The organism is Streptococcus pseudopneumoniae (assembly GCF_001072925.1).
GTDB lineage: Bacteria > Bacillota > Bacilli > Lactobacillales > Streptococcaceae > Streptococcus > Streptococcus pseudopneumoniae_Q.
This window is the reverse complement of record NZ_JVHE01000105.1, coordinates 38637-58703: the sequence shown is the minus strand read 5'-3', so window position 1 is coordinate 58703 and position 20067 is coordinate 38637. Positions and strand designations below refer to the sequence as shown.

The window sequence follows — 20067 nt, the reverse complement described above, 5'->3', positions numbered from 1 at the left end:
TTATTTACCTCCTTTAAGTTGTTTTCTTGGTTTGACAAAGCGTTCGATGATGTAGTGAACGCTGACAAAGAAGATAATTGAGGCTGTAACGATACTTACAAGCTCTGATGGTACTTGTGCTGCATTCATACCAGGGGCACCAACTTGGAGTACTCCGAACAAGAAGGCTGCAAAGAGAATTCCAATCGGTGAGTTTGCAGCAAGTAGACTGACCGCCATACCATTAAATCCGATTGCCAATGATGAACCTTGAACATAGACGTTTTGGAAGGTACCAAGTCCTTCTACAGCTCCACCTAGACCTGCAAGAGCACCTGAGATAATCATTGATAGAATAATGGTTCGTTTAGCTGAAATACCTGCGTATTCAGAAGCATTTGGATTGAGACCAACTGCACGGATTTCAAAACCAAGAGTTGTCTTCTTAAGCAAGAACCAAATAACTGCTACTGCAATGATAGCAAAGAAAATCCCAATATTCATACGAGAGTTTCCAGTTAACTCAGCAAGCCAAGGTGTTTGATAAGTTGCATTTGCACTTACTCGGATTGATGAGTCAGTACTTTGCATGATATCTTTAGGGAAAGAGTGGATAAAGGCATTACTTGTATAGAGAACAATGTAGTTCATCATGATGGTTACGATGACTTCAGATGTTCCGAGGTAGGCCCTTAAAATACCAGGAATGGCACCAACGATTCCTCCAGCCACCAGCGCAATGACTACTGTCGCAAGAATCAACAATGGACGTGGCAAATCTGGATTTGAAAGAGCAAACCAGCCACTCATAACCCAGCCAGCAAGTGCTTGTCCTGGAAGCCCGACATTAAAGAAACCAGCACGACTCGCAACTGCAAATCCAAGAGCAATCAAGACTAGTGGCCCCATGGCACGGAAAATTTCACCGATTCCACGAACACTACCAAAGGCCGTGTAGAACAACTCTTCATAACCCCAAATAGCATCATAGCCAAAAATCCACATGACGATGGCTCCAAGCAAGATTCCAAGGATAACAGAAATCAAGGGAACCGAAATTTGTTGTAATTTTTTAGACATCACTCTTCTCCTTTTTCCAATTCACCACCAGCCATCAAGACACCAAGTTCTTGCTTGTTGGTTGTTTCTGGCGTTACAATCCCTTGAATCTTACCATCATGGATAACAGCGATTCTATCTGAGACATTTAGAATCTCATCTAGTTCAAAGCTGACTACAAGGACAGCTTTCCCATTATCACGTTCTTGAATCAAGCGTTTGTGAATGTACTCAATGGCACCGACGTCCAAACCACGAGTTGGTTGGCTGACGATGAGGAGATCCGGATTTCGATCAATCTCCCGAGCGATGATTGCTTTTTGTTGATTTCCTCCAGAAAGGGCCGAAGCTGGAACAATTTCACTAGCAGCACGAACATCAAACTCCCGCATCAATTTTTTTGCATAGTCAAGGATATTCGTATAATTTAAAATTCCCTTCTTGCTAAGAGGTTCTTTATAGTAGGTTTGAAGAGCGATATTTTCAGAAATCATCATTTCCAAAACTAAACCATCACGGTGACGGTCTTCCGGAACGTGACCAACGCTCAGTTCAGTAATTTGACGTGGATGCAATCCTACAATGGACTGGCCTTTCAATTCCACACTACCAGACTCAATCTTACGAAGTCCTGTGATAGCTTGGATCAATTCAGACTGACCATTTCCATCAATTCCGGCAATTCCGACAATCTCACCAGCTCGAACATCGAGTGAAAGATTTTTAACAGCAGGAACGCCACGGTTTTCATTAACAACCAAGTCTTTGATGGAAAGAACGACTTCTTTAGGTTGTGGTGCTTGCTTCTCAGTTTTGAAGGAAACAGAACGTCCCACCATCATCTCAGCCAAGTCAGCGTTAGTTGCACCAGCAATTTCAACTGTTTCGATTGATTTCCCACGACGGATAACTGTAACGCGGTCAGAAACTGCACGAATTTCATCCAACTTGTGGGTAATCAAGATAATTGATTTGCCTTCTTTGACCAAGTTCTTCATGATAGCCATCAACTCATCGATTTCTGATGGCGTTAAAACAGCAGTTGGTTCGTCAAAGATAAGAATATCAGCACCACGATAAAGTGTCTTCAAAATTTCAACACGTTGTTGAGCCCCAACAGAGATATCTGCTACTTTAGCAGAAGGGTCTACAGCTAGTCCATAACGCTCTGATAATTCAAGAATTTCTCGACTTGCTCGAGCAATATCTAGAACACCATTTTTGGTTAATTCGCTTCCCAAAATGATATTTTCAGCAACTGTGAAGGCCTCAACCAACATAAAGTGTTGGTGAACCATCCCAATCCCTAGACTAGCAGCTTTCGATGGTGAATCCAGTTTAACAACCTGTCCATTTACTACAATTTCACCACTAGTTGGTTCAAGAAGCCCTGCTAGCATATTCATAAGAGTGGACTTCCCAGCTCCATTTTCTCCTAAAAGTGCATGAATTTCACCTTTACGAAGTTCTAGGTTGATCTTGTCGTTAGCGACAAACTCACCAAAGACCTTGGTAATCTCACGCATCTCAATGACAATTTCGTGTGCCATGTGCTCTTCCTTTCAGAGTTTTATTTTGTTTCAATAAAACCTGCTAAAGAAACTTAGCAAGCTCTATTGAGACAAAACACTTTGTCTCAATTCTTAAAGAAGCGGCCACAGGCCGCTCCCCTAAGAAATGACTTTCATCCATTATTTTTCAGGAACTTTTACACTTCCATCAAGGATTTTAGCTTTTGCATCTTCAACAGCTTTTTTACCTTCTTCAGAAAGGTTAGTTGTTACTAGATCAACCCCTTTATCCTTCAATGAGTAAACGATCACTTGACCGCCAGGGAATTCACCTTTTTCAGTTTTGTTTGCGATATCTTGAACTGTTGTTCCGACTTGTTTCAAAGTAGAAGCAAGTACGAAGTTTGATTCTTTACCATCTTTAGAAGTATATTTACCTTCTTCAACTTGGTCACGGTCTACACCGATAACCCAAACTTTATCGCCTTCGTTTTTGCTTTCATTCAAAGATTTAGCTTCTGAGAAAACACCTGCACCAGTACCACCAGCTGCTTGGTAGATTACGTCTGCTCCTGCAGCGTATTGAGCTGCAGCGATTGTTTTACCTTTAGCGGCATCACCAAATGAACCAGCGTAGTCTACTTGTACTTTGATAGATGGGTCAACTGACTCAACACCAGCTTTGAAACCAGCTGCGAAACGAGAAATAACTTCAGATTCCATACCACCTACAAAACCAACTTGTTTTGTTTTAGTAGTTTTAGCTGCTGCTACACCTGCAAGGTAAGCTGCTTCGTTATCAGCAAATGTTACACTTGCTACGTTCTTTTGATCTTTAATCACATCATCAATCAAAACATAGTTCAAGTCTGCATGCTCTTTCGCTGCTTCTTCAACCGCATTGTGAAGGGCAAAACCAACACCATAAATCAAGTTGTAGCTTCCTGCTGCTTGGTTCAAGTTGTTAGCGTAGTCAGCTTCACTTGTTGATTGGAAGTATGTGTAGCCTTTATCTTTTGCAAGATTGTGCTCTTTACCCCAAGCTTGAAGACCTTCCCAAGCTGATTGGTTGAATGATTTATCATCAACACCACCAGTATCTGTAACGATAGCTGCTTTAGTCTTCAAATCAGAAGATGAAGATGCTGCGTTACGAGAAGAGCGATTACCACATGCAGCAAGTCCAAATGCTGCTACTGCAACTAGACCAAGGCCTAGCCATTGTTTCTTGTTCATTACTGAACCTCCTAAATAAGATGCGCAACGAAGTTGCAAGTATGGATTGATTGGTCACAAGGACCCTTGTCACTCAGGGAGTGACGCAGACTAACTAATGCAAGTCTGTAAATGAGTATGGAAGTAATTCCCCGACCGTCATCTCGACCGTCGATTTATCTTTGGCAACTAAGGTCACCTTTAGATCTTGTTCAAAAAATTCGACCATAACTTGGCGACAAGCTCCACAAGGAGAAATAGGTTTCTCAGTTTGACCATAAACAATCAATTCTGAAAACTCACGTTGTCCTTCAGAAACAGCTTTAAAGATAGCTGTTCTCTCACCACAGTTGGTCAAGGGATAGCTAGCATTTTCAATATTGCATCCTGTATATACACTTCCGTCCTTGGCAACCAAAACGGCACCAATTGGAAAGTGTGAATAGGGTACATAGGCGTTTTTACTAGTCTCAATCGCTAAGTCAATCATCTCAGTAGTCGCCATCTGCTAACTCTCCTTTTAAGATTGCTACACCAGAAGATGTTCCGATACGAGTAGCTCCAGCTTCAACAAAGGCAACAGCATCTGCATAAGAACGAGCTCCACCAGCAGCCTTAACCCCCATTTCAGGTCCAACAGTCTGACGCATTAACTTCACATCTGGTAAGGTTGCACCGCCTGTCGAGAATCCAGTAGAAGTCTTGACAAAGTCTGCTCCTGCTTTCTGGGCTAGCTGACAAGCCTGAACTTTTTCTTCATCAGTTAACAAACAAGCTTCGATAATGACTTTAACGAGTTTGTCTCCGCTTGCTTCAACAACAGCTCGAATATCTGACTCAACTAAATAAGCATTCCCAGACTTGAGTGCTCCAACATTGATAACCATATCAATCTCATCAGCACCATTTTGGATAGCTTCTTTGGTTTCGAAAGCTTTAACAGCAGATGTTGTGGCTCCAAGAGGGAAGCCTACAACCGTACAAACCTTAACATCTGTGTCTGCAAGACCAGATTTGGCATGAGCAACCCAGCACGGATTGACACAAACACTGGCAAAATCATAGTCTTTGGCTTCAGATAACAAACGATCAATTTGTTCCACTGTTGCATCTTGCTTTAAAAGCGTATGATCAATGTATTTATTTAATTTCATTTCGGTTTTTCCTTAAATTAGGAGATGATTTCGATAATTTCACGCGATTTTATCACTTCATCACTTATTTTAATTTTAACATATTTTTGGAAATCTGTAACTAGTTCCGGAGAAATTTTGCCATTTGTATATACTTTTGCAACAATTTCACCCTTTCTGACAAAGTCTCCAACTTTCTTCTCAAAAACAATCCCCGTCTCATAGTCAAGGGCGTCTGTTTTCACTGCACGACCAGCACCCAATCTCATGGCAAAAAGACCAAACTCCATGGCTGGAAGTTCTGCGATAATACCATCCTCCTGAGCAGGAATATCAACTACATGGTCAACTTTTACTGGACGGTAGAGGTCTTCTAAATCTCCACCTTGAGCAGCAACCATCTCTTCGAATTTCTGGAGCGCCTTACCATTTTCAAGATGTTGCCTTACTTCCTCAACAGTTTTTTCAACATTTGCTAAAGACAGCATAATCTGGGCTAACTCGCAGATAAAATGACTAATATCTTCACGTCCCTTACCTTGAAGAATTTCTAGTGCTTCTAGGATTTCCAAGCGGTTTCCAATGGCACGTCCCAAGGGTTGACTCATGTCCGTAATGACTGCTACTGTCTTACGACCTACAGCCTTACCAAGATTTACCATAGTTTGAGCTAATTCACGGGCCTCGTCTACTGTTTTCATGAAGGCACCTTCACCAACAGTAACGTCAAGTAAGATGGCGTCAGCTCCAGCAGCAATCTTTTTACTCATGACCGAACTAGCAATCAAGGGAATAGTATCAACCGTTGCCGTCACATCACGAAGGGCATAGAGCAATTTATCAGCCTTAACCAGTTGATCGGACTGGCCAATGACTGAGACACCAATATCCTGAACTTGTTTGATAAATTCATCCTGATTTCGTTCAATCTGAAAACCTTTGATGGATTCTAGCTTATCAATGGTCCCACCAGTATGACCCAAACCTCGACCACTCATCTTAGCCACTGGAACATCAAAACTAGCTACCAAGGGTGCTAGGATTAAAGTTACCTTATCACCAACTCCACCAGTAGAGTGTTTATCCACCTTAATGCCTTCGATTGGCGATAAATTAAATTCCTGACCTGTCTTAACCATGTTCATAGTCAAGTCAGAAATCTCATCGATAGTCATTCCCTGGAAATATACTGCCATAGCAAAAGCGGCCATCTGGTAGTCAGGGACAGTTCCTGCCACATAACCTTCAATCAACCATTGAATCTCACTGGAGCTTAGTTCTTGGCCGTTTCTTTTTTTCTGGATTAGATCTACTGCTCTCATTCTTTCACACTTCTAAGGATATAATATCCCTTATCTTTTTTTACAATCTCGCAATTGCCAAATACATCTTCCATCTTACTTTTGGCACTAGGAGCTCCTTGTTTCTTTTGGATGACAATAGTCAAATCTCCACCGTCTACTAAAAAGTCTATACTTTTTTCGATGATTTCGTGAACTACTTGCTTGCCTGCACGTATGGGCGGATTCGAAATGACATGGTTAAATTGTCCTTCTACCTGCTCATAAATATTAGACTGGAAGATAGTCGCTTGAACCTTGTTTTTTACTGCATTTTGCTGGGCTAAATCCAGGGCACGATTATTGATGTCCACCATCGTTGCGTGGGCACCATATGCTTTAACCAAAGACAAACCTATCGGACCATAGCCACAACCAACATCAAGAATTTTTTCACCTTTTTCAATATCAAGGCATCTTAACAACAACTGACTTCCAAAGTCAATCATTTTTTTACTAAAGACACCAGCATCTGTCAAAAAGGTCATCTTTTGCCCAAGTAGCTCAACTCTAAGCTCATGAACATCATGGGCTGCATCTGGATTTTCTGCATAATACATTTTACTCATGATACTATTTTACCATAAAAATAAGTTATTTGTAAATCGTTTACAAAGGTATCAAGCCCTTAAATCACATTGTATTTTCTCAAAAATAATATAAGTTTTGATTAGCATTAGGGACCTAGTAAAAAGCTCCCTACTGCCATGGTAATCGGAAAAGCAAAGATACAAGCTAAACCAAAAAAGAAGAGCCAGCACTTTCTTTTAAAGAAAGCGAGCACAAGGTAGGCAAGACCTATGAGGGGCAATAAGATAAACAGAACAAAAGTGGTCCAGTTATAGCTCTGAGTTCCTATCGTAAAGGAGAAATTCACCCAGTTTGGTGATAACCATAAAAAAATAACAAATAGGCTGAACAAACCCAGCGTATTTTCTCTTAATCCAGCTTTCATCTTAGCACCTCCTTTATAGTTTTTACCCTTATATTTTAACAAAGAAAGCGCTTTTTCTCAATTGGTCAGATGGTTATTCTTTCTAAAATATGGTATACTAAGATATCAAACGAGGATATAGTATGACCAACGAATTTTTACATTTTGAAAAGATAAACCGCGAAACTTGGCAATCCTTGCATCGCAAAACAACTCCTCCCTTGACCGAGGAAGAGTTAGATTCTATTAAGAGTTTCAATGATCAGATTAGCCTACAAGATGTTACAGATATCTATCTGCCACTGGCACATTTGATTCAGATTTATAAGCGTTCCAAAGAAGACCTTGCCTTTTCAAAAGGTATTTTCCTTCAAAGAGAGAGCAAAAAACAGCCCTTTATTATCGGAGTTTCTGGGAGTGTTGCTGTCGGTAAATCAACCACTAGTCGACTCTTGCAAATTTTGCTTTCTCGTATAGTCCCTGGAGCAAGTGTTGAACTGGTTACTACGGATGGTTTTTTATACCCAAACAGTGTCTTAATTGAGCAAGACATTCTCAACCGCAAGGGTTTTCCTGAGAGCTACGACATGGAAGCTTTGCTCAATTTCCTAGACCAACTCAAAAATGGGCAGGATGTTGATATTCCTGTTTATTCCCATGAAATCTATGATATCGTGCCAGGTCAAAAACAACGAGTAGAAGCTGCTGATTTTGTCATTGTTGAGGGAATCAACGTATTCCAAAACCCTCATAATGCCCGTCTCTATATTACTGATTTCTTTGACTTTTCAATCTATGTCGATGCTGCAGTCGAAGACATTGAAAGTTGGTATTTGGATCGATTCTTAAAACTCCTTAGCTTTGCTCAAGATGATCCAGGCAACTATTACTATCGTTTCACTCAACTTCCTCTTAGTGAAGTGAAGGATTTTGCTCACCAAGTTTGGACCAGTATCAACCTCACCAATCTCCAAAATTACATTGAACCGACACGAAATCGTGCCGAGGTCATTCTCCATAAATCTAAAAATCACGAAATTGATGAAATTTACTTAAAAAAATAATTTTCCCTTGTCAAAACGTAAGTTTTCAGATATAATGGTATAGTTAGTAAAAATGGAGGTAAGAACATTGGCAAACATTAAATCAGCTATCAAACGCGCTGAATTGAACGTTAAACAAAACGAAAAGAACTCAGCTCAAAAATCAGCTATGCGTACTGCTATCAAAGCTTTTGAAGCAAACCCATCTGAAGAACTTTACCGTGCTGCCAGCTCAGCTATCGATAAAGCAGAAACTAAAGGTTTGATCCACAAAAACAAAGCTAGCCGTGATAAAGCACGTCTTGCAGCTAAACTTGGTTAATCTTTAACTGCATACAAAATGAGCTCTTCGGAGCTTTTTTTGTGCACATTTTTCTGGAGGTCATTATGAAAATAGCTATCATCGGATATTCAGGATCAGGTAAATCTACTCTTGCTGAAAAACTATCTAAGCACTACTCCATTCCAAAACTTCACATGGATACACTTCAATTTCAGCCTGGTTGGCAGGACAGTGACCGTGACTGGATGCTTAAGGAAATGAGGGACTTTTTATCCAAAAACAAAAATTGGGTCATTGATGGCAACTACTCTTGGTGTTGCTATGAGGAAAGAATGGAGCAAGCTGACCAGATTATCTTTTTAAATTTCTCGGCTTGGACTTGTTTGCTAAGAGCCTTTAAGCGTTATTTAAAATATAGAGGAAAAGTCAGAGAAAGTATGGCTGCGGGATGTCCCGAGCAATTCAACTGGGAATTTATCCGTTGGATTCTCTGGGATGGACGAACAAAAAATGCTAAGGATAGATACCAATACTTAAACAATACTTACCCAGAAAAGATGCGTATTCTCCATTCTCAAGCAGAGATTGATCGTTTTTTGCGATCTTTAAAAAAGTAAACAATATAGTAGCATTTCATTAAAATCAGCATGTACTGATTGACTAAAAAAGGAAGATTTTCATCCAGAAAATCTTCCTTTTTTCCATTTATTCAACAATTAAAAATAACTCGAGCAATTTATAAATCAAATATAAGATTCCCTAGAAATGAAGAGAATCGTGTTCATAGTTTCTGAGTTCGTGATACAAAAAACTGAAGGAAGTATAGTCCTACTTCTTTCAGTTTTTTATTGTCTCAATTTGGAAAAAACTTCTCCGATCTTACCTTCGATAACTAAATCAGCTTGGCTGTCTTGAGGAGTACTGGACTTGTTGATAACGACAAGATTTGACCCTGAAAAATAATTGATTAGGCTAGCTGCAGGATAAACGACTAAGGAAGTTCCTCCAATAATCAATAAATCTGCTTGCTGAATGACTTGGGCTGCTCGACTAAAAACATCCATATCCAGAGGTTCCTCATAAAGGGTTACGTCAGGTTTGACCACCTTACCACAATCTAAGCAGTGGGGAACTGAACCTTCAAGTGCCAAAAATGCATTCAAATCATAAAATCGATGACAGCCCAAACAGTAATTACGATCTGCACTACCATGCAGTTTCAAAACTTTTTCAGAACCAGCCATTTCATGCAAGCTATCAATATTTTGCGTCACAATCGACTTTAATTTACCTGTTTTTTCTAACGACGCTAGATAATCATGTGCTAAATTTGGCTTAGCATCCGGATAGACGAGATACTTTTTGTAGAAATCAAAAAAATCCTCTGGATAGCGTTCAAACATGGTGCGTGAAACCAGTTGCTCGGCAGTAAAATGGCGCCCCAACTTAAGACTATAAACACCATCAGAACTTCGAAAATCAGGAATATTAGACTCTGTTGAAACCCCTGCACCACCGAAAAAGACAATTCTTTGACTTTTATCTATCAGTTCCTGTAATTGTTCAATCTTATCCATTTCACCCCTCCTTAAGTTTTTTGTTCTAAAAAAGTTGAAAACCTTTAGTTTCTGTCAACTAGGCTTTCAACTTTATTTGATTATGATTTAAATGTTAAACTGACTACTTTTGATCCTTTGACACAATTTGACTTTCTTCAAAGTCCTTATTCTCATCTATTAGAAGATTGAAGCAATGAACATGCTTATCATTTTGAGAACAAGAGTAATCACATGAATGGAATCTAACTTTAGTCTGCAATCAAGGTTTCTAGACCAACCTTCATCATATCTGTGAAAGTATTTTGGCGCTCTTCTGCAGTTGTATCTTCATCTGGATTAACCAAACTATCTGAAATAGTCATGATAGCAAGAGCATCCACATGGTGTTGGGCAGCAAGATAGTACAGCGCCGCTGCTTCCATTTCTACAGCCTTGACTCCCCATTTACCAAGTTCGATATTTTTTTCAAAGTAGTTTGAGTAGAAAACATCTGAAGACAAAACATTTCCGACGTGAGTGGTCATGCCAAGGTCTTTGGCAATATGGTAGGCTTTATCTAGCAAATCAAAGCTAGCGATTTGTGGAAAATCATATTGAGGCCAGTCATTGCGGATGATGTTTGAGTTGGTTGCAGCTGCTTGTGCCAAAACTAATTCACGAACATGAACATCCTCATTCAAAGAACCAGCAGTTCCGACACGGATCAATTTTTTCACACCGTAATCGACAATCAATTCACGCGCATAGATGGAGATTGATGGCATTCCCATCCCTGTTCCCATGACAGATACACGATGGCCCTTGTAAGTTCCAGTGTAACCAAACATGTTACGAACTTCATTGAAGCATACAGCATCTTCAAGAAAATTCTCAGCGATAAACTTCGCACGAAGAGGATCCCCAGGAAGAAGAATTTTATCAGCAATTTCACCCTGCTTAGCAGCAATATGGATAGACATAGTTTATGATACAAAGAGCGACCAGAAAGCGACTGAAAATTAGGAATCTGACGAGAAATCCTGATTTCACAGTCAGATTATCTATTTTCCGAGCTTTCCGCTCGTGTTCAAATCTGAACACATGCTCTACCTTTCTGTTATTTTTAATTTGTTAATGAATCCAAAAAGGCATAGAGTTTTACATTCATTTCTTGATAATCATATGCACGAATAACTCCAGGCTTTTGAACGTAGGTCAATTTTTGACTTTGTTCTTCCAAAACTTCTTCACCATCCGCAGCAATTAAGAGCTCTACTGCTTCTGGATCAAATTCCAAATGAGCTTGGAAGGCATAGTGTTTAGGACTAAAGCGAATAATTTGACGTGGACAGCCTTGACTGGTCGCAAGGACGACAGCATCTTCTGTCAATCCTGGCATATCGCCATGCCAGTGTCCTGTATTTAGAGTCGGTCCAAAAACTTTGACATGATTGTCTTTTAATCCAGCTTCAGTTAGCGTTATTGGAAAAACACCAATCTCACGCTCTGGACTATGTTCATACTCTGCGCCATAAGCAACAGACAAGAGTTGAGCACCAAGACAGACACCAACAATATAACGATCTGCCTTCATAGCCTTTTGAATCAGCTCAATCTCTGCCTTTGGATCATAATATGGGAATTTTTCTCTATCCTCATCAGGAGATTGAGGACCACCCATAACAATCAGAAAATCAATTCCGTCAACAGTTTCCGGAAGAGACTCTTTTTCGTAGACCTTAGTCGTAGTCACTTGATGGCCACGCTCCTGCGCCCATTTTAGATAAGCGCCCGGCACTTCAAAGGTTTCATGCAGTACAAAATGTACCTTCATCGTTTCTTCTCCCATCTCTTTCGAATCACGTAAGACAGACCAGCCGCAAGTACAAGCGGAATTGTCAAACTCCAAGTTTGGCCTGTAAATCCAAGGCTCAGGGCAATGGCTGTCAGAGGAGCTTTTAAGGTCGTCCCTAAAAAGACGGTCGCTCCTAGTAACATCCCTAGAGCAGGATCTAGATGAATCCCAACTGCTGTCAAAAGCAAGGTCACTAGATAGCCAGATCCAATACCTAAGGCAAATGATGGTGTCAAAGTTCCCCCATACGCACCATTGCGCAAGAGGAGATAAACCAGAAGCCCCTTCACTGCAAGAGCCAGTGGAAGATAAGGAATCGACTGACTAGACAAGAGGACTTGCGCTAGTACCTGGCCATTTCCCATAAAGATAGGGAAAAAGGCTACTAGGCTCCCCAGCACTAGAAAGGCTAGAGGAAGAGCCCAAAGAATCGTCCCATCCTTCCGCCGTTTGTGACTAGCCCGCTTGGCTAGGAAAGCAAAGACCAGAGCCAAGGGAGTGACCAAGAAAGCAATCACAATAGCCTGTAAGAAGCCGCTAGCCGACCATGAGACTGCGGACAGGTGATAAACGGCCTCCTGACCAACGATGGACTGAGCGACCCAGGTGGCCAGATAAGTACTGGTCAAAACCAGTAGAAAGTTCTGCCAACTGAAGGCGAGCCCTAAGGTCTCAAAGACAAACAAGCTACTGGCAAAGGGAACCTGATATACCGCAGCTAAACCAGCTCCAGCACCGCAGGCGATCAAGACTTTTCGCTCTTTGAGGGCTAGAGAAAAACCTTTCGCCAAGCGACCAGCTAGAAGAGCCCCGACCTCACGTGGTGCTCCTTCTTTTCCGACCGATGCACCTGCTCCGACAATCGCAACCTGCATACCTGCATGAAGGAGGTGGGCTAAGGGCGCTGGTTCCCTGTCTCCAGCTAAGTCAATTTGTTGGCGAATAGACAGAATCTTATAACGCTTTTGCAGGACATACCAGAAGCCAGCTGACAAACACCCAGTCACACATAAGACCAAAAATCTACGGAGACCTCCAGCTTCTTGAAATTGCTGGAGTAAATCCGACTTATCTTGGCCAAAAGCCAGCCCTTGCACCCCTTCTAGTAGATAATGACAGGCAATTCCGACCAGACCCGTCCCTACTCCTAATGATAAAGTGGCTAGAAGCACTCTCAGTCCATAGGGAATACTTTGGAGTCGTACTCTCATAGTCTTATAATTCTGCAAGAATAGCTTTCAGCAATCCTTTAAAGTCTCCTTTGACACGTTCGGTAACTTCTACTACTTCTTCGTGGTTAAGTTCCTCTTGGAAACCAGCCGCAAAGTTGGTAATACATGAAATACCAAGAACTTTCAAGCCAGAGTGAGCTGCCACGATAACTTCAGGAACAGTGGACATACCAACCGCATCTGCACCAAGTGTCTTATATGCACGGATTTCAGCTGGAGTTTCATACGTTGGACCAGTTACACCGATATAAACACCGTCATCAAGTTTAACACCAAGCTTTTCAGCAACTGCATGTGCTGTAGCACGATATTCTGGGGTGTAGGCTTTTGACATGTCTGGGAAACGTGGACCGAAGTCATCTAAGTTTTCACCGATTAGAGGATTTTGTCCTGTCATATTGATATGGTCAGTGATAGCCATCAAAGTACCAGGACCAAAGCCGATACCACCAGCAGCGTTGGTCACAATCACACCTTCACAGCCTAAAACTTTCATGACACGAACTGGGAAAGTAACGACTTCAAGAGGATTTCCTTCGTAGAAGTGGAAACGTCCTTGAAGGGCCAAGACTTTACGTCCTGCAAGTTCACCGTAAACCAATTTTCCAGCGTGTCCAACAACAGTCGAACGTCCCCAGTTTGGAATCTCAGCATAGTCTACCACAACTGGATTTTCAATTTCTTCAGCAAGTTCGCCAAGTCCTGATCCAAGAATCAAGCCGAACTCTGGTGTTTCTACTCCCTTTTCTTTTAAGAAAGCAGCTGTTTCATTGATTTTTGCTAATAATGTCATTGTCTGTCTCCTTCATAATCTTTTAAAAATTGACCGATTTTGTCAAAGGTTTTTGCATTTCGAATCGTAATATTACGATAAAAAGGCATCTTTAGCAGGTACTTGTGATAGGCTGTTTTGCTATAGGTTTCTTCTGAGAATTTGCCCCAGAAGATTCCCAGTTTCCCGAAATGAAGCACTTCATCTACCAGTTCCATACTTTCGACTTTCTCGATGACTTGCTTGGTATCCAGTCCCTCAGTATAAAAGAGAACATCCTTTCGAGCCATTTCTTGGAACCACCATTCCGGAAGAGTTCTAAGCTCCTCTTCGTAATCTTCTTGACTTAACAAGGAAAAATGTTGGATAAATGGATAATGCTTGTCAAAGAAAGCTTGTAAGATCTCCACTAGTTGAGTCTTCGAGATACTTGTGTCAAAGAAAATATTGCCACTATTGATGTAGGTTTCAACATTTTCCAATCCCAACTCTGTCAATTCTTGACGAAGCTGGGCCATGACCACCTTATGTTTCCCACCGACATTGATCCCTCTAACCAGTAATGCCAAGCGAGTCATCTTAAACCAATTTATCTAAGAAGCTTTCACCAATCATAGCCTTATCTACGCCAAAGTTATCCGCGATTGTCGCAGAAATATCAGCAAACTGACCGATTGGTAGGTGTCCATTTCCTTTTAGTGATGGGCTGTAGGCCAAAAGTGGAATGTATTCACGAGTATGGTCTGTACCAGCATAAGTAGGATCATTACCATGGTCTGCAGTAATCATGAGTAAATCATCTTCTCTCATAGCAGCGATAAGCTCTGGCAAACGTTCATCAAACTCATGCAAGCAGTCGCGGTAACCATGTGGATCACGGCGGTGACCGTAAAGGGCATCAAAGTCGACCAAGTTAGTGAATGAGAACCCCTTTTCAAACTCAGCAAGTCCCATTGTTGTCAAAAGCGTATCAATTCCATGGCTATTTGACTTATTGTGACCCATATCATGGTTCACCCCAGCACCGTTGAAGATATCGTTGATCTTACCAACCGCATAGGTATCAATGCCTGCTTCGTTTAGTTTGTCCAAAACTGTTGGAGCAAATGGTGATACAGCCAAGTCACGACGATTTGCAGTACGTGTGAAGTTTCCAGGCTCACCAACATAAGGACGTGCAATGATACGACCTAGAAGAGCTGGACGTTCCAATGTAATCGAACGAGCGTACTCACAAATACGATAGAGTTCATCCAAAGGAATAATGTCTTCGTGGGCCGCGATTTGAAGAACTGGATCAGCTGACGTATAGATAATCAACTCGCCTGTTTCCATTTGACGTGGTCCAAAATCATCGATAACAGCAGTTCCTGAGTAAGGTTTGTTTGCTTCACGGATTACTTTACGACCTGAAAATTCTTCAATCTTTGTAAGGATTTCTTCTGGGAATCCATTCCAGAAAGTATCGAAAGGTTCAGTGATATTGAGGCCCATGATTTCCCAGTGACCTGTCATGGTGTCTTTACCTAGTGAAACTTCCTCAAGTTTAGTGTAGTAACCACTAGGATTTGCTTCTGCGGGAACCGTTTTAAGGGCTGTCTCACGCTCGATGTTCCCAAGACCAATCTTAGCCATGTTAGGAACATTCAAACCAACTGATTTTGAAATATGGCCAAGTGTATCAGAAGCTCCATCTGGAACCCCTGCATTGACAAAGTTATTAGCATCTGGTGCTGCACCGATTCCTACAGAATCGAGTACCACCAAGTGAATACGATTAAATTTTGGCATAGTGTGTCTCCTTTTTTGATTATTTTGATTATTTTGATTATTTCCCTTTTGTTGAAGTTAAAACCTGAACGCCAGCTTGCCCTGCAACAATCACTTTATCAACCATTTGATTAAATAAACCGTGCTCAACAATACCGACCTGAAGATCCAGTTGATGACCAAAAGCAATCGGGTCTTCAATAACACCTAAATCAAGATCAATGATGAAATTTTTCATATCCGTCACAAAACGTTGGCCATCTTTTTCACGAAAACTTGGCTTATAACCAGCTTTTTCAAAACGACGGAAAACCTGTTCTGCTCCGTATTGGACAACTTCGACAGGTAGTTTGAAAGCGCCAAGTTTCTCAACCATCTTGCTCTCATCTACCACCCAGATATACTGTTTGGTTGGTGTCGCAACTACTTTTTCCATTAGAAGCGCCCCACCGCCTCCTTTGATACCATTAAACTGGCGATCTACCTCATCAGCTCCATCAACAGTCACATCAACCTCATCCACCTCGTCAATCGACTTAAGTGGGATATTTAATCCTTGTGCCTGTTTTGTCGTTACACTCGAGGTCGTTACGGCTGTAATTTGAAGTCCTTCTTCTTTAATTCTACGTCCGATTTCCTCTACGAAATAATAGGCAGTCGAGCCTGTTCCAAGTCCTACAACCATTCCGTCGGTTACGAACTCAGCAGCCTTGATGCCTGCTATTTTTTTCAGATTTTCCACTTAAACACCTCCAAACAAAAAGCTACTTTTATTATAACATGAATACGCTTTAAATTCATCCTTGCACTAGAAAAACCCGAACATTTTATTTCGGGTTTTTGATTCTTATTTTACCATGTCAGGATCGTAGTCATAAAATCCTGTGTCAAGGAAACGATTTTTTGGATGGAGTTTACGGACTTGCTCATCCAACAAGAAGGCTTGGTCATGCGTAAAGCTTCCCTCTTGAATCAAGCTACGGGCTTGGATGAAGAGTTTTGCAATCTCAACAAAATCTTGCCCTGGAGTATAAAGTCCTTCTAGTTTCCAATGAGTGAAACCATGCTCCACCAACTCTGGCAATTTGGTCATCAAATCGAGGTCGTTATTGGCAAAAATGTGAGTTCCATGATTGTCTTCAAAAATTGAGTAATGGCTATCTGGATCACTAGGCTCTGCTAAGAAGAGGTCGCGTTGACGTGTTTTTTCATCATCAATCTGAGTAAAATTATAGTAATTCTGCAAGAGTGGACGCTTAGAGTGGTGGATAACGCTTGCTCCATAGACCAAAATTTCAGCAGGAATTTCCAAAATTTCAGGCATTTTAAAGAGCTCTGCAGATGGAATTTCACGGGCTAAAACTGCCTCAGAAGCGCCAGCCTTTTGTCCCCAGAAATTGATCTGACGGCTGCTTGTTACCATGGTTGAGGCATCATAGATGGTTTTAAAAGAATAACCATCACGGTTTACCACATAAAAGACACCTGCATCTCCAACAGTGATGTAGTCGGTCTTGATTTCCTCTAGAAAGTCCAAGAATGGCTTGATACGGTCCATCATGTCTTGGTGCATGAGGGCATTGACCGCTACGATCAATTCCTTACCTGCATCATGAACCAGACTAGCGATGGTTCTCAGTTCATCATAAGAAAAAGTCTTTGGTAGGCGAAGTCCAAAATCTTTCTCACCGACATAGATGCGGTCAACTCCCGCCTCTAGTAATTCTTTTACTTGTTCAATGCTTTCAGCAGTTGCTGTAATAATAATCTTTTCCATAAGAAAAATTATACCACATTTCTGAAAAATCAGCTATTCCCTAAAATGATAAATTTACTTATTCTTTTTGTAACCTTACTGTAATAATTTTTTTCTTGAAAAATGGTAAAATGAAAGAGTACTGTTAAGGAGAGAATCATGCCCGTAAGAAAATATCAATCGTATGAGTTTGAAGAAGAGGAAACTCAAACAACGCTATACCAAGACTATGTTCCAGAAACCACTTCCGTTGCTAGTTTGAAGGAAGTTCTTTTCTTTGTAAACATTGCTTGTTTTTGCGTCTTTTTAGCCTTATTTAGCTTCATCTTTTTAGCCCTCAAGTTTAATACAGTTCTGGCTTTTAGCCTAGCAATTGCCTTGAGTTTAGCGGCATCAAACTTTCAACGTTCAATGATTAAGAAGAAATTATATTAGATTCAAAAGGTCGGGATTTTTGTCCCGACCTATTTTTTCTACGATAGCTAAAGAGCTGCGACTAGAAAAGCGATACTTGGTCTACCGCTTTCCAAGTCACAGCCTTTTTTTATTTATTTTTACGCTTGGATGGTGTTTGAATGGCGATTTTTACTTCAAAAATCGTACCATGTGGTTTGTTATCCTTAACACTGATGGTTCCTTTTAAAGCATCGACAATCTGCTTTGCTAAGGACAAACCTAACCCAAAGCCACCTTTTTGGCGAGTACGAGCCTTGTCAACTCGATAAAAGCGATCAAAAATTTTCTTTTTATCTACTGCAGAAATACCAATTCCATCATCAGCTACTGACAAATAGAGATTACGCTCCGTCGTAGCAATGACAAAATGAATATCTCCTTCTTCTTCTGTGTACTTGACAGCATTGTCAAACAAGATAGTCATCAGCTGCTTAAGAAGCAGCTTATCTGTTATGATGGTTCGATGGATGCGATTTTCAAAATGAAAAGCACGGTTGTTTTCAGAAGCAATCATTTCATAGTTAGTAAAGGTTGTGTTAAAGAAGTCTGGCTCTACCTCTCCTAACTCCGGTTTAATACCGTCATCACGACGAGCTAAATTAAGTAGATTAGTCGTTAAAAAGCGCATATTCCGAACTTCTTCTAGACTGGAGGCAATACTCTCACTTGACTCCATAATGGTTGCCTCAGGTTTTCTGAAAAGAGTTTCTAGACGATTTTGGAGAACAGCCAGTGGAGTTCGTAGCTCATGACTGGCATTTTCCACAAAACTCTGTTGCTTTTGCATGCTTTCAAGTAAAGGTTTAACACTGACACGCGCAAGATAAAGGCTGGCAATAATGGATAAAATCCAGAAGCTAGCCATGACTACCACGATTAATTGCTCATGATTTTGACTAATTTGCTCTATCTGACTGGTATTTATCAAAACCGCTGCATACTTAATATTGGTCGAGACAGAATCGATATTTATTTCAGATAGAATCACTCGGTAAATCTCATCCTGACCATAACTATTCTGAACATGAAGTTGTCGAATATGATTCAAATCCTTTTTATTAAAAGTAATCTTATCAAGACCTAAAAAGCGGTTGCCAGTCACTAATTGATTCAAATTTGAATCTAGCAATATCACTTCCGTATTGGAACTAACCGTTGGTTTTTTATCCGTTGATGGAGTCACGGATTGACTATTGAGATCTTTGACTTCATCTGTTGCTCGATTCACAGCCAACTGGATAACATCTTGAGGATTGCCACTGAGAGACAGAAGCTTCTCATCTACTGAGGTGTAGAGACTGGAGTGCATAACCTGCAAGATAATCAAGGTCATAGCAGAGAAAATCAGAGTAAATACTCCAAAGTTACGGATAAAATAACTGAAATCCTCCGCATACCAATTCTTTTTAAATTTATTAAACATGTTTTAAAATATACCCAACACTACGCAAGGTTTGGAGGTTTTCAGCAAAGACTGATCCCTTTAATTTCTTACGAACTTTTGATACGTAAACCTCTACGACAGAGATAGTGGTATCACTGTCGAATCCCCACAAACGGTCAAAAATCTGAGTTTTGGGTAAGATTACATTTTGATTTTGGAGGAAATAAACCAATAGATCAAATTCTTTACCCAATAATTCAACAGCAGTCTCATTGACTTTAACCTCATTAGTAGAGAGATTGACAGTCAAATCACCATAGGAAAGGGTGTTTTCATTGAACTTACCAGAACGTTTGAGCAGTGCTTGAATACGCATCTTGAGTTCTTCTAGATAAAATGGTTTTGTTAGATAATCATCTGCCCCAAGCTCAAATCCGTGTCCCTTATCATCTAGACTTTCCTTGGCTGTCATGATCAGAACAGGAGTCGAAATACCTTTTTCACGCAATTCTTTCAAGACTTGGAATCCATTTTTTTCAGGCAACATCAAGTCCAATAGAATCAAATCATAAACACCACTTTCAGCCTCATAAAGACCTTCTTCTCCATCAAAAACCTGCATGACATCTGCAAAATCATCCAAGAAATCAAATACTGAATTAGACAGGCCTAGGTCATCTTCCACTAATAGAATTTTGATCATCAAAAATTCCTCCTTATTATACCTATTATAGCAAAAATATCTTAAAAAAAACTCAACTTCCCTTGTTTTTCCTAGAGAAAGTTGAGTTTTTGTAATCTATTTAG

The 20067-nt window shown here is 40.6% G+C and carries 23 protein-coding genes; 4 read left to right on the top strand and 19 right to left on the bottom strand.

Translation table 11 applies throughout. From position 1 onward, the window contains the following. The 8 genes from ADH81_RS07795 to ADH81_RS07760 form a co-directional block, all read right to left on the bottom strand. A complete protein-coding gene (locus ADH81_RS07795) occupies positions 1-1059 on the bottom strand; it encodes an ABC transporter permease (RefSeq protein ID WP_000038693.1) in 1059 nt (352 codons plus the stop codon). Further along, positions 1059-2588 (bottom strand): ABC transporter ATP-binding protein, encoded by a 1530-nt coding sequence (locus ADH81_RS07790; protein WP_049527916.1) that lies wholly within the window; start codon positions 2586-2588, stop codon positions 1059-1061. Before ADH81_RS07790 ends, ADH81_RS07795 begins: the two co-directional genes overlap by 1 nt. A gap of 141 nt (positions 2589-2729) precedes the next feature. Beyond that, positions 2730-3785 carry a BMP family lipoprotein gene (locus ADH81_RS07785; RefSeq protein ID WP_049527914.1) on the bottom strand — a complete coding sequence of 352 codons (1056 nt, stop codon included), beginning with the start codon at positions 3783-3785 and terminating at the stop codon, positions 2730-2732. A 94-nt stretch (positions 3786-3879) separates the two neighbouring features. Next, on the bottom strand, positions 3880-4269 hold the full coding sequence (locus tag ADH81_RS07780; RefSeq protein WP_049527912.1) for a cytidine deaminase: 390 nt from the start codon (positions 4267-4269) through the stop codon (positions 3880-3882). Beyond that, positions 4256-4918 carry a deoxyribose-phosphate aldolase gene (gene deoC, locus ADH81_RS07775; protein WP_049527908.1) on the bottom strand — a complete coding sequence of 221 codons (663 nt, stop codon included), beginning with the start codon at positions 4916-4918 and terminating at the stop codon, positions 4256-4258. Before deoC ends, ADH81_RS07780 begins: the two co-directional genes overlap by 14 nt. Positions 4919-4935: 17 nt before the next feature. After that, the gene (locus ADH81_RS07770) at positions 4936-6219 is read right to left on the bottom strand and encodes a pyrimidine-nucleoside phosphorylase (protein WP_049527904.1); all 1284 of its coding nucleotides are present in this window, start codon (positions 6217-6219) and stop codon (positions 4936-4938) included. Further along, complete coding sequence (locus ADH81_RS07765) at positions 6216-6806, bottom strand: class I SAM-dependent methyltransferase (protein ID WP_152904398.1); 591 nt, start codon at positions 6804-6806, stop codon at positions 6216-6218. The genes ADH81_RS07770 and ADH81_RS07765 overlap by 4 nt, the downstream gene beginning before the upstream one ends. Positions 6807-6913: 107 nt before the next feature. After that, a complete protein-coding gene (locus ADH81_RS07760) occupies positions 6914-7192 on the bottom strand; it encodes a hypothetical protein (RefSeq protein ID WP_049527900.1) in 279 nt (92 codons plus the stop codon). Between the two features lie 122 nt (positions 7193-7314). Between ADH81_RS07760 and coaA the strand changes: the two genes are divergently transcribed. The 3 genes from coaA (at position 7315) to ADH81_RS07745 (ending at position 9114) form a co-directional block, all read left to right on the top strand. Further along, positions 7315-8235 (top strand): type I pantothenate kinase, encoded by a 921-nt coding sequence (gene coaA, locus ADH81_RS07755; protein ID WP_045763748.1) that lies wholly within the window; start codon positions 7315-7317, stop codon positions 8233-8235. A 52-nt stretch (positions 8236-8287) separates the two neighbouring features. Further along, entirely contained in the window at positions 8288-8536 is a 249-nt protein-coding gene (gene rpsT / locus ADH81_RS07750) for a 30S ribosomal protein S20 (RefSeq protein WP_029689628.1), read from the top strand. Positions 8537-8601: 65 nt separating this feature from the next. Beyond that, positions 8602-9114, top strand: a complete 513-nt coding sequence (locus ADH81_RS07745) for a DNA topology modulation protein (RefSeq protein WP_049527897.1) — start codon at positions 8602-8604, stop codon at positions 9112-9114. A gap of 228 nt (positions 9115-9342) precedes the next feature. Here ADH81_RS07745 and ADH81_RS07740 read toward each other — a convergent pair whose 3' ends face one another. From ADH81_RS07740 to ADH81_RS07700, 9 genes are all read right to left on the bottom strand, one after another. Continuing rightward, positions 9343-10074: an NAD-dependent protein deacylase gene (locus ADH81_RS07740; RefSeq protein WP_049527895.1), complete on the bottom strand. Its 732-nt coding sequence runs from the start codon at positions 10072-10074 to the stop codon at positions 9343-9345. 230 nt (positions 10075-10304) lie between these two features. Next, positions 10305-11015, bottom strand: coding sequence for a purine-nucleoside phosphorylase (gene deoD, locus ADH81_RS07735; RefSeq protein WP_045763751.1), 711 nt, complete (start codon positions 11013-11015; stop codon positions 10305-10307). Positions 11016-11158: 143 nt separating this feature from the next. Further along, positions 11159-11869, bottom strand: a complete 711-nt coding sequence (locus tag ADH81_RS07730; RefSeq protein ID WP_049527951.1) for a type 1 glutamine amidotransferase — start codon at positions 11867-11869, stop codon at positions 11159-11161. After that, positions 11866-13101: a chloride channel protein gene (locus ADH81_RS07725; RefSeq protein ID WP_049527950.1), complete on the bottom strand. Its 1236-nt coding sequence runs from the start codon at positions 13099-13101 to the stop codon at positions 11866-11868. Before ADH81_RS07725 ends, ADH81_RS07730 begins: the two co-directional genes overlap by 4 nt. 4 nt (positions 13102-13105) lie before the next feature. After that, positions 13106-13915: a purine-nucleoside phosphorylase gene (locus tag ADH81_RS07720; RefSeq protein WP_049527893.1), complete on the bottom strand. Its 810-nt coding sequence runs from the start codon at positions 13913-13915 to the stop codon at positions 13106-13108. After that, entirely contained in the window at positions 13912-14472 is a 561-nt protein-coding gene (locus ADH81_RS07715) for a DUF1697 domain-containing protein (protein ID WP_049527891.1), read from the bottom strand. The genes ADH81_RS07720 and ADH81_RS07715 overlap by 4 nt, the downstream gene beginning before the upstream one ends. A 1-nt stretch (position 14473) precedes the next feature. After that, positions 14474-15685 (bottom strand): phosphopentomutase, encoded by a 1212-nt coding sequence (locus tag ADH81_RS07710; RefSeq protein ID WP_049527888.1) that lies wholly within the window; start codon positions 15683-15685, stop codon positions 14474-14476. 37 nt (positions 15686-15722) lie between these two features. Continuing rightward, on the bottom strand, positions 15723-16406 hold the full coding sequence (rpiA, locus tag ADH81_RS07705) for a ribose-5-phosphate isomerase RpiA (protein WP_045763755.1): 684 nt from the start codon (positions 16404-16406) through the stop codon (positions 15723-15725). A gap of 105 nt (positions 16407-16511) precedes the next feature. Then, positions 16512-17441, bottom strand: coding sequence for a peptidase U32 family protein (locus tag ADH81_RS07700; protein WP_049527885.1), 930 nt, complete (start codon positions 17439-17441; stop codon positions 16512-16514). A 138-nt stretch (positions 17442-17579) separates the two neighbouring features. On the opposite strand from ADH81_RS07700, the gene ADH81_RS07695 reads away from it, so the two are divergent. Beyond that, entirely contained in the window at positions 17580-17855 is a 276-nt protein-coding gene (locus ADH81_RS07695; protein WP_001145235.1) for a DUF3270 family protein, read from the top strand. Between the two features lie 109 nt (positions 17856-17964). On the opposite strand, the gene ADH81_RS07690 is transcribed toward ADH81_RS07695, so the two are convergent. Then, a complete protein-coding gene (locus tag ADH81_RS07690) occupies positions 17965-19299 on the bottom strand; it encodes a sensor histidine kinase (RefSeq protein ID WP_049527883.1) in 1335 nt (444 codons plus the stop codon). Beyond that, entirely contained in the window at positions 19292-19963 is a 672-nt protein-coding gene (locus tag ADH81_RS07685) for a response regulator transcription factor (protein WP_000590623.1), read from the bottom strand. Before ADH81_RS07685 ends, ADH81_RS07690 begins: the two co-directional genes overlap by 8 nt. Positions 19964-20067 lie beyond the last annotated feature (104 nt).

Excerpts from the sequence above, each read along its gene's own strand:
- ADH81_RS07795 (WP_000038693.1), bottom strand. The coding sequence starts at position 1,059 with ATGTCTAAAAAATTACAACAAATTTCGGTTCCCTTGATTTCTGTTATC.
- ADH81_RS07790 (WP_049527916.1), bottom strand. The coding sequence starts at position 2,588 with ATGGCACACGAAATTGTCATTGAGATGCGTGAGATTACCAAGGTCTTT.
- ADH81_RS07785 (WP_049527914.1), bottom strand. The coding sequence starts at position 3,785 with ATGAACAAGAAACAATGGCTAGGCCTTGGTCTAGTTGCAGTAGCAGCA.
- ADH81_RS07780 (WP_049527912.1), bottom strand. The coding sequence starts at position 4,269 with ATGGCGACTACTGAGATGATTGACTTAGCGATTGAGACTAGTAAAAAC.
- deoC (WP_049527908.1), bottom strand. The coding sequence starts at position 4,918 with ATGAAATTAAATAAATACATTGATCATACGCTTTTAAAGCAAGATGCA.
- ADH81_RS07770 (WP_049527904.1), bottom strand. The coding sequence starts at position 6,219 with ATGAGAGCAGTAGATCTAATCCAGAAAAAAAGAAACGGCCAAGAACTA.
- ADH81_RS07765 (WP_152904398.1), bottom strand. The coding sequence starts at position 6,806 with ATGAGTAAAATGTATTATGCAGAAAATCCAGATGCAGCCCATGATGTT.
- ADH81_RS07760 (WP_049527900.1), bottom strand. The coding sequence starts at position 7,192 with ATGAAAGCTGGATTAAGAGAAAATACGCTGGGTTTGTTCAGCCTATTT.
- coaA (WP_045763748.1), top strand. The coding sequence starts at position 7,315 with ATGACCAACGAATTTTTACATTTTGAAAAGATAAACCGCGAAACTTGG.
- rpsT (WP_029689628.1), top strand. The coding sequence starts at position 8,288 with ATGGAGGTAAGAACATTGGCAAACATTAAATCAGCTATCAAACGCGCT.
- ADH81_RS07745 (WP_049527897.1), top strand. The coding sequence starts at position 8,602 with ATGAAAATAGCTATCATCGGATATTCAGGATCAGGTAAATCTACTCTT.
- ADH81_RS07740 (WP_049527895.1), bottom strand. The coding sequence starts at position 10,074 with ATGGATAAGATTGAACAATTACAGGAACTGATAGATAAAAGTCAAAGA.
- deoD (WP_045763751.1), bottom strand. The coding sequence starts at position 11,015 with ATGTCTATCCATATTGCTGCTAAGCAGGGTGAAATTGCTGATAAAATT.
- ADH81_RS07730 (WP_049527951.1), bottom strand. The coding sequence starts at position 11,869 with ATGAAGGTACATTTTGTACTGCATGAAACCTTTGAAGTGCCGGGCGCT.
- ADH81_RS07725 (WP_049527950.1), bottom strand. The coding sequence starts at position 13,101 with ATGAGAGTACGACTCCAAAGTATTCCCTATGGACTGAGAGTGCTTCTA.
- ADH81_RS07720 (WP_049527893.1), bottom strand. The coding sequence starts at position 13,915 with ATGACATTATTAGCAAAAATCAATGAAACAGCTGCTTTCTTAAAAGAA.
- ADH81_RS07715 (WP_049527891.1), bottom strand. The coding sequence starts at position 14,472 with ATGACTCGCTTGGCATTACTGGTTAGAGGGATCAATGTCGGTGGGAAA.
- ADH81_RS07710 (WP_049527888.1), bottom strand. The coding sequence starts at position 15,685 with ATGCCAAAATTTAATCGTATTCACTTGGTGGTACTCGATTCTGTAGGA.
- ADH81_RS07700 (WP_049527885.1), bottom strand. The coding sequence starts at position 17,441 with ATGGAAAAGATTATTATTACAGCAACTGCTGAAAGCATTGAACAAGTA.
- ADH81_RS07695 (WP_001145235.1), top strand. The coding sequence starts at position 17,580 with ATGCCCGTAAGAAAATATCAATCGTATGAGTTTGAAGAAGAGGAAACT.
- ADH81_RS07690 (WP_049527883.1), bottom strand. The coding sequence starts at position 19,299 with ATGTTTAATAAATTTAAAAAGAATTGGTATGCGGAGGATTTCAGTTAT.
- ADH81_RS07685 (WP_000590623.1), bottom strand. The coding sequence starts at position 19,963 with ATGATCAAAATTCTATTAGTGGAAGATGACCTAGGCCTGTCTAATTCA.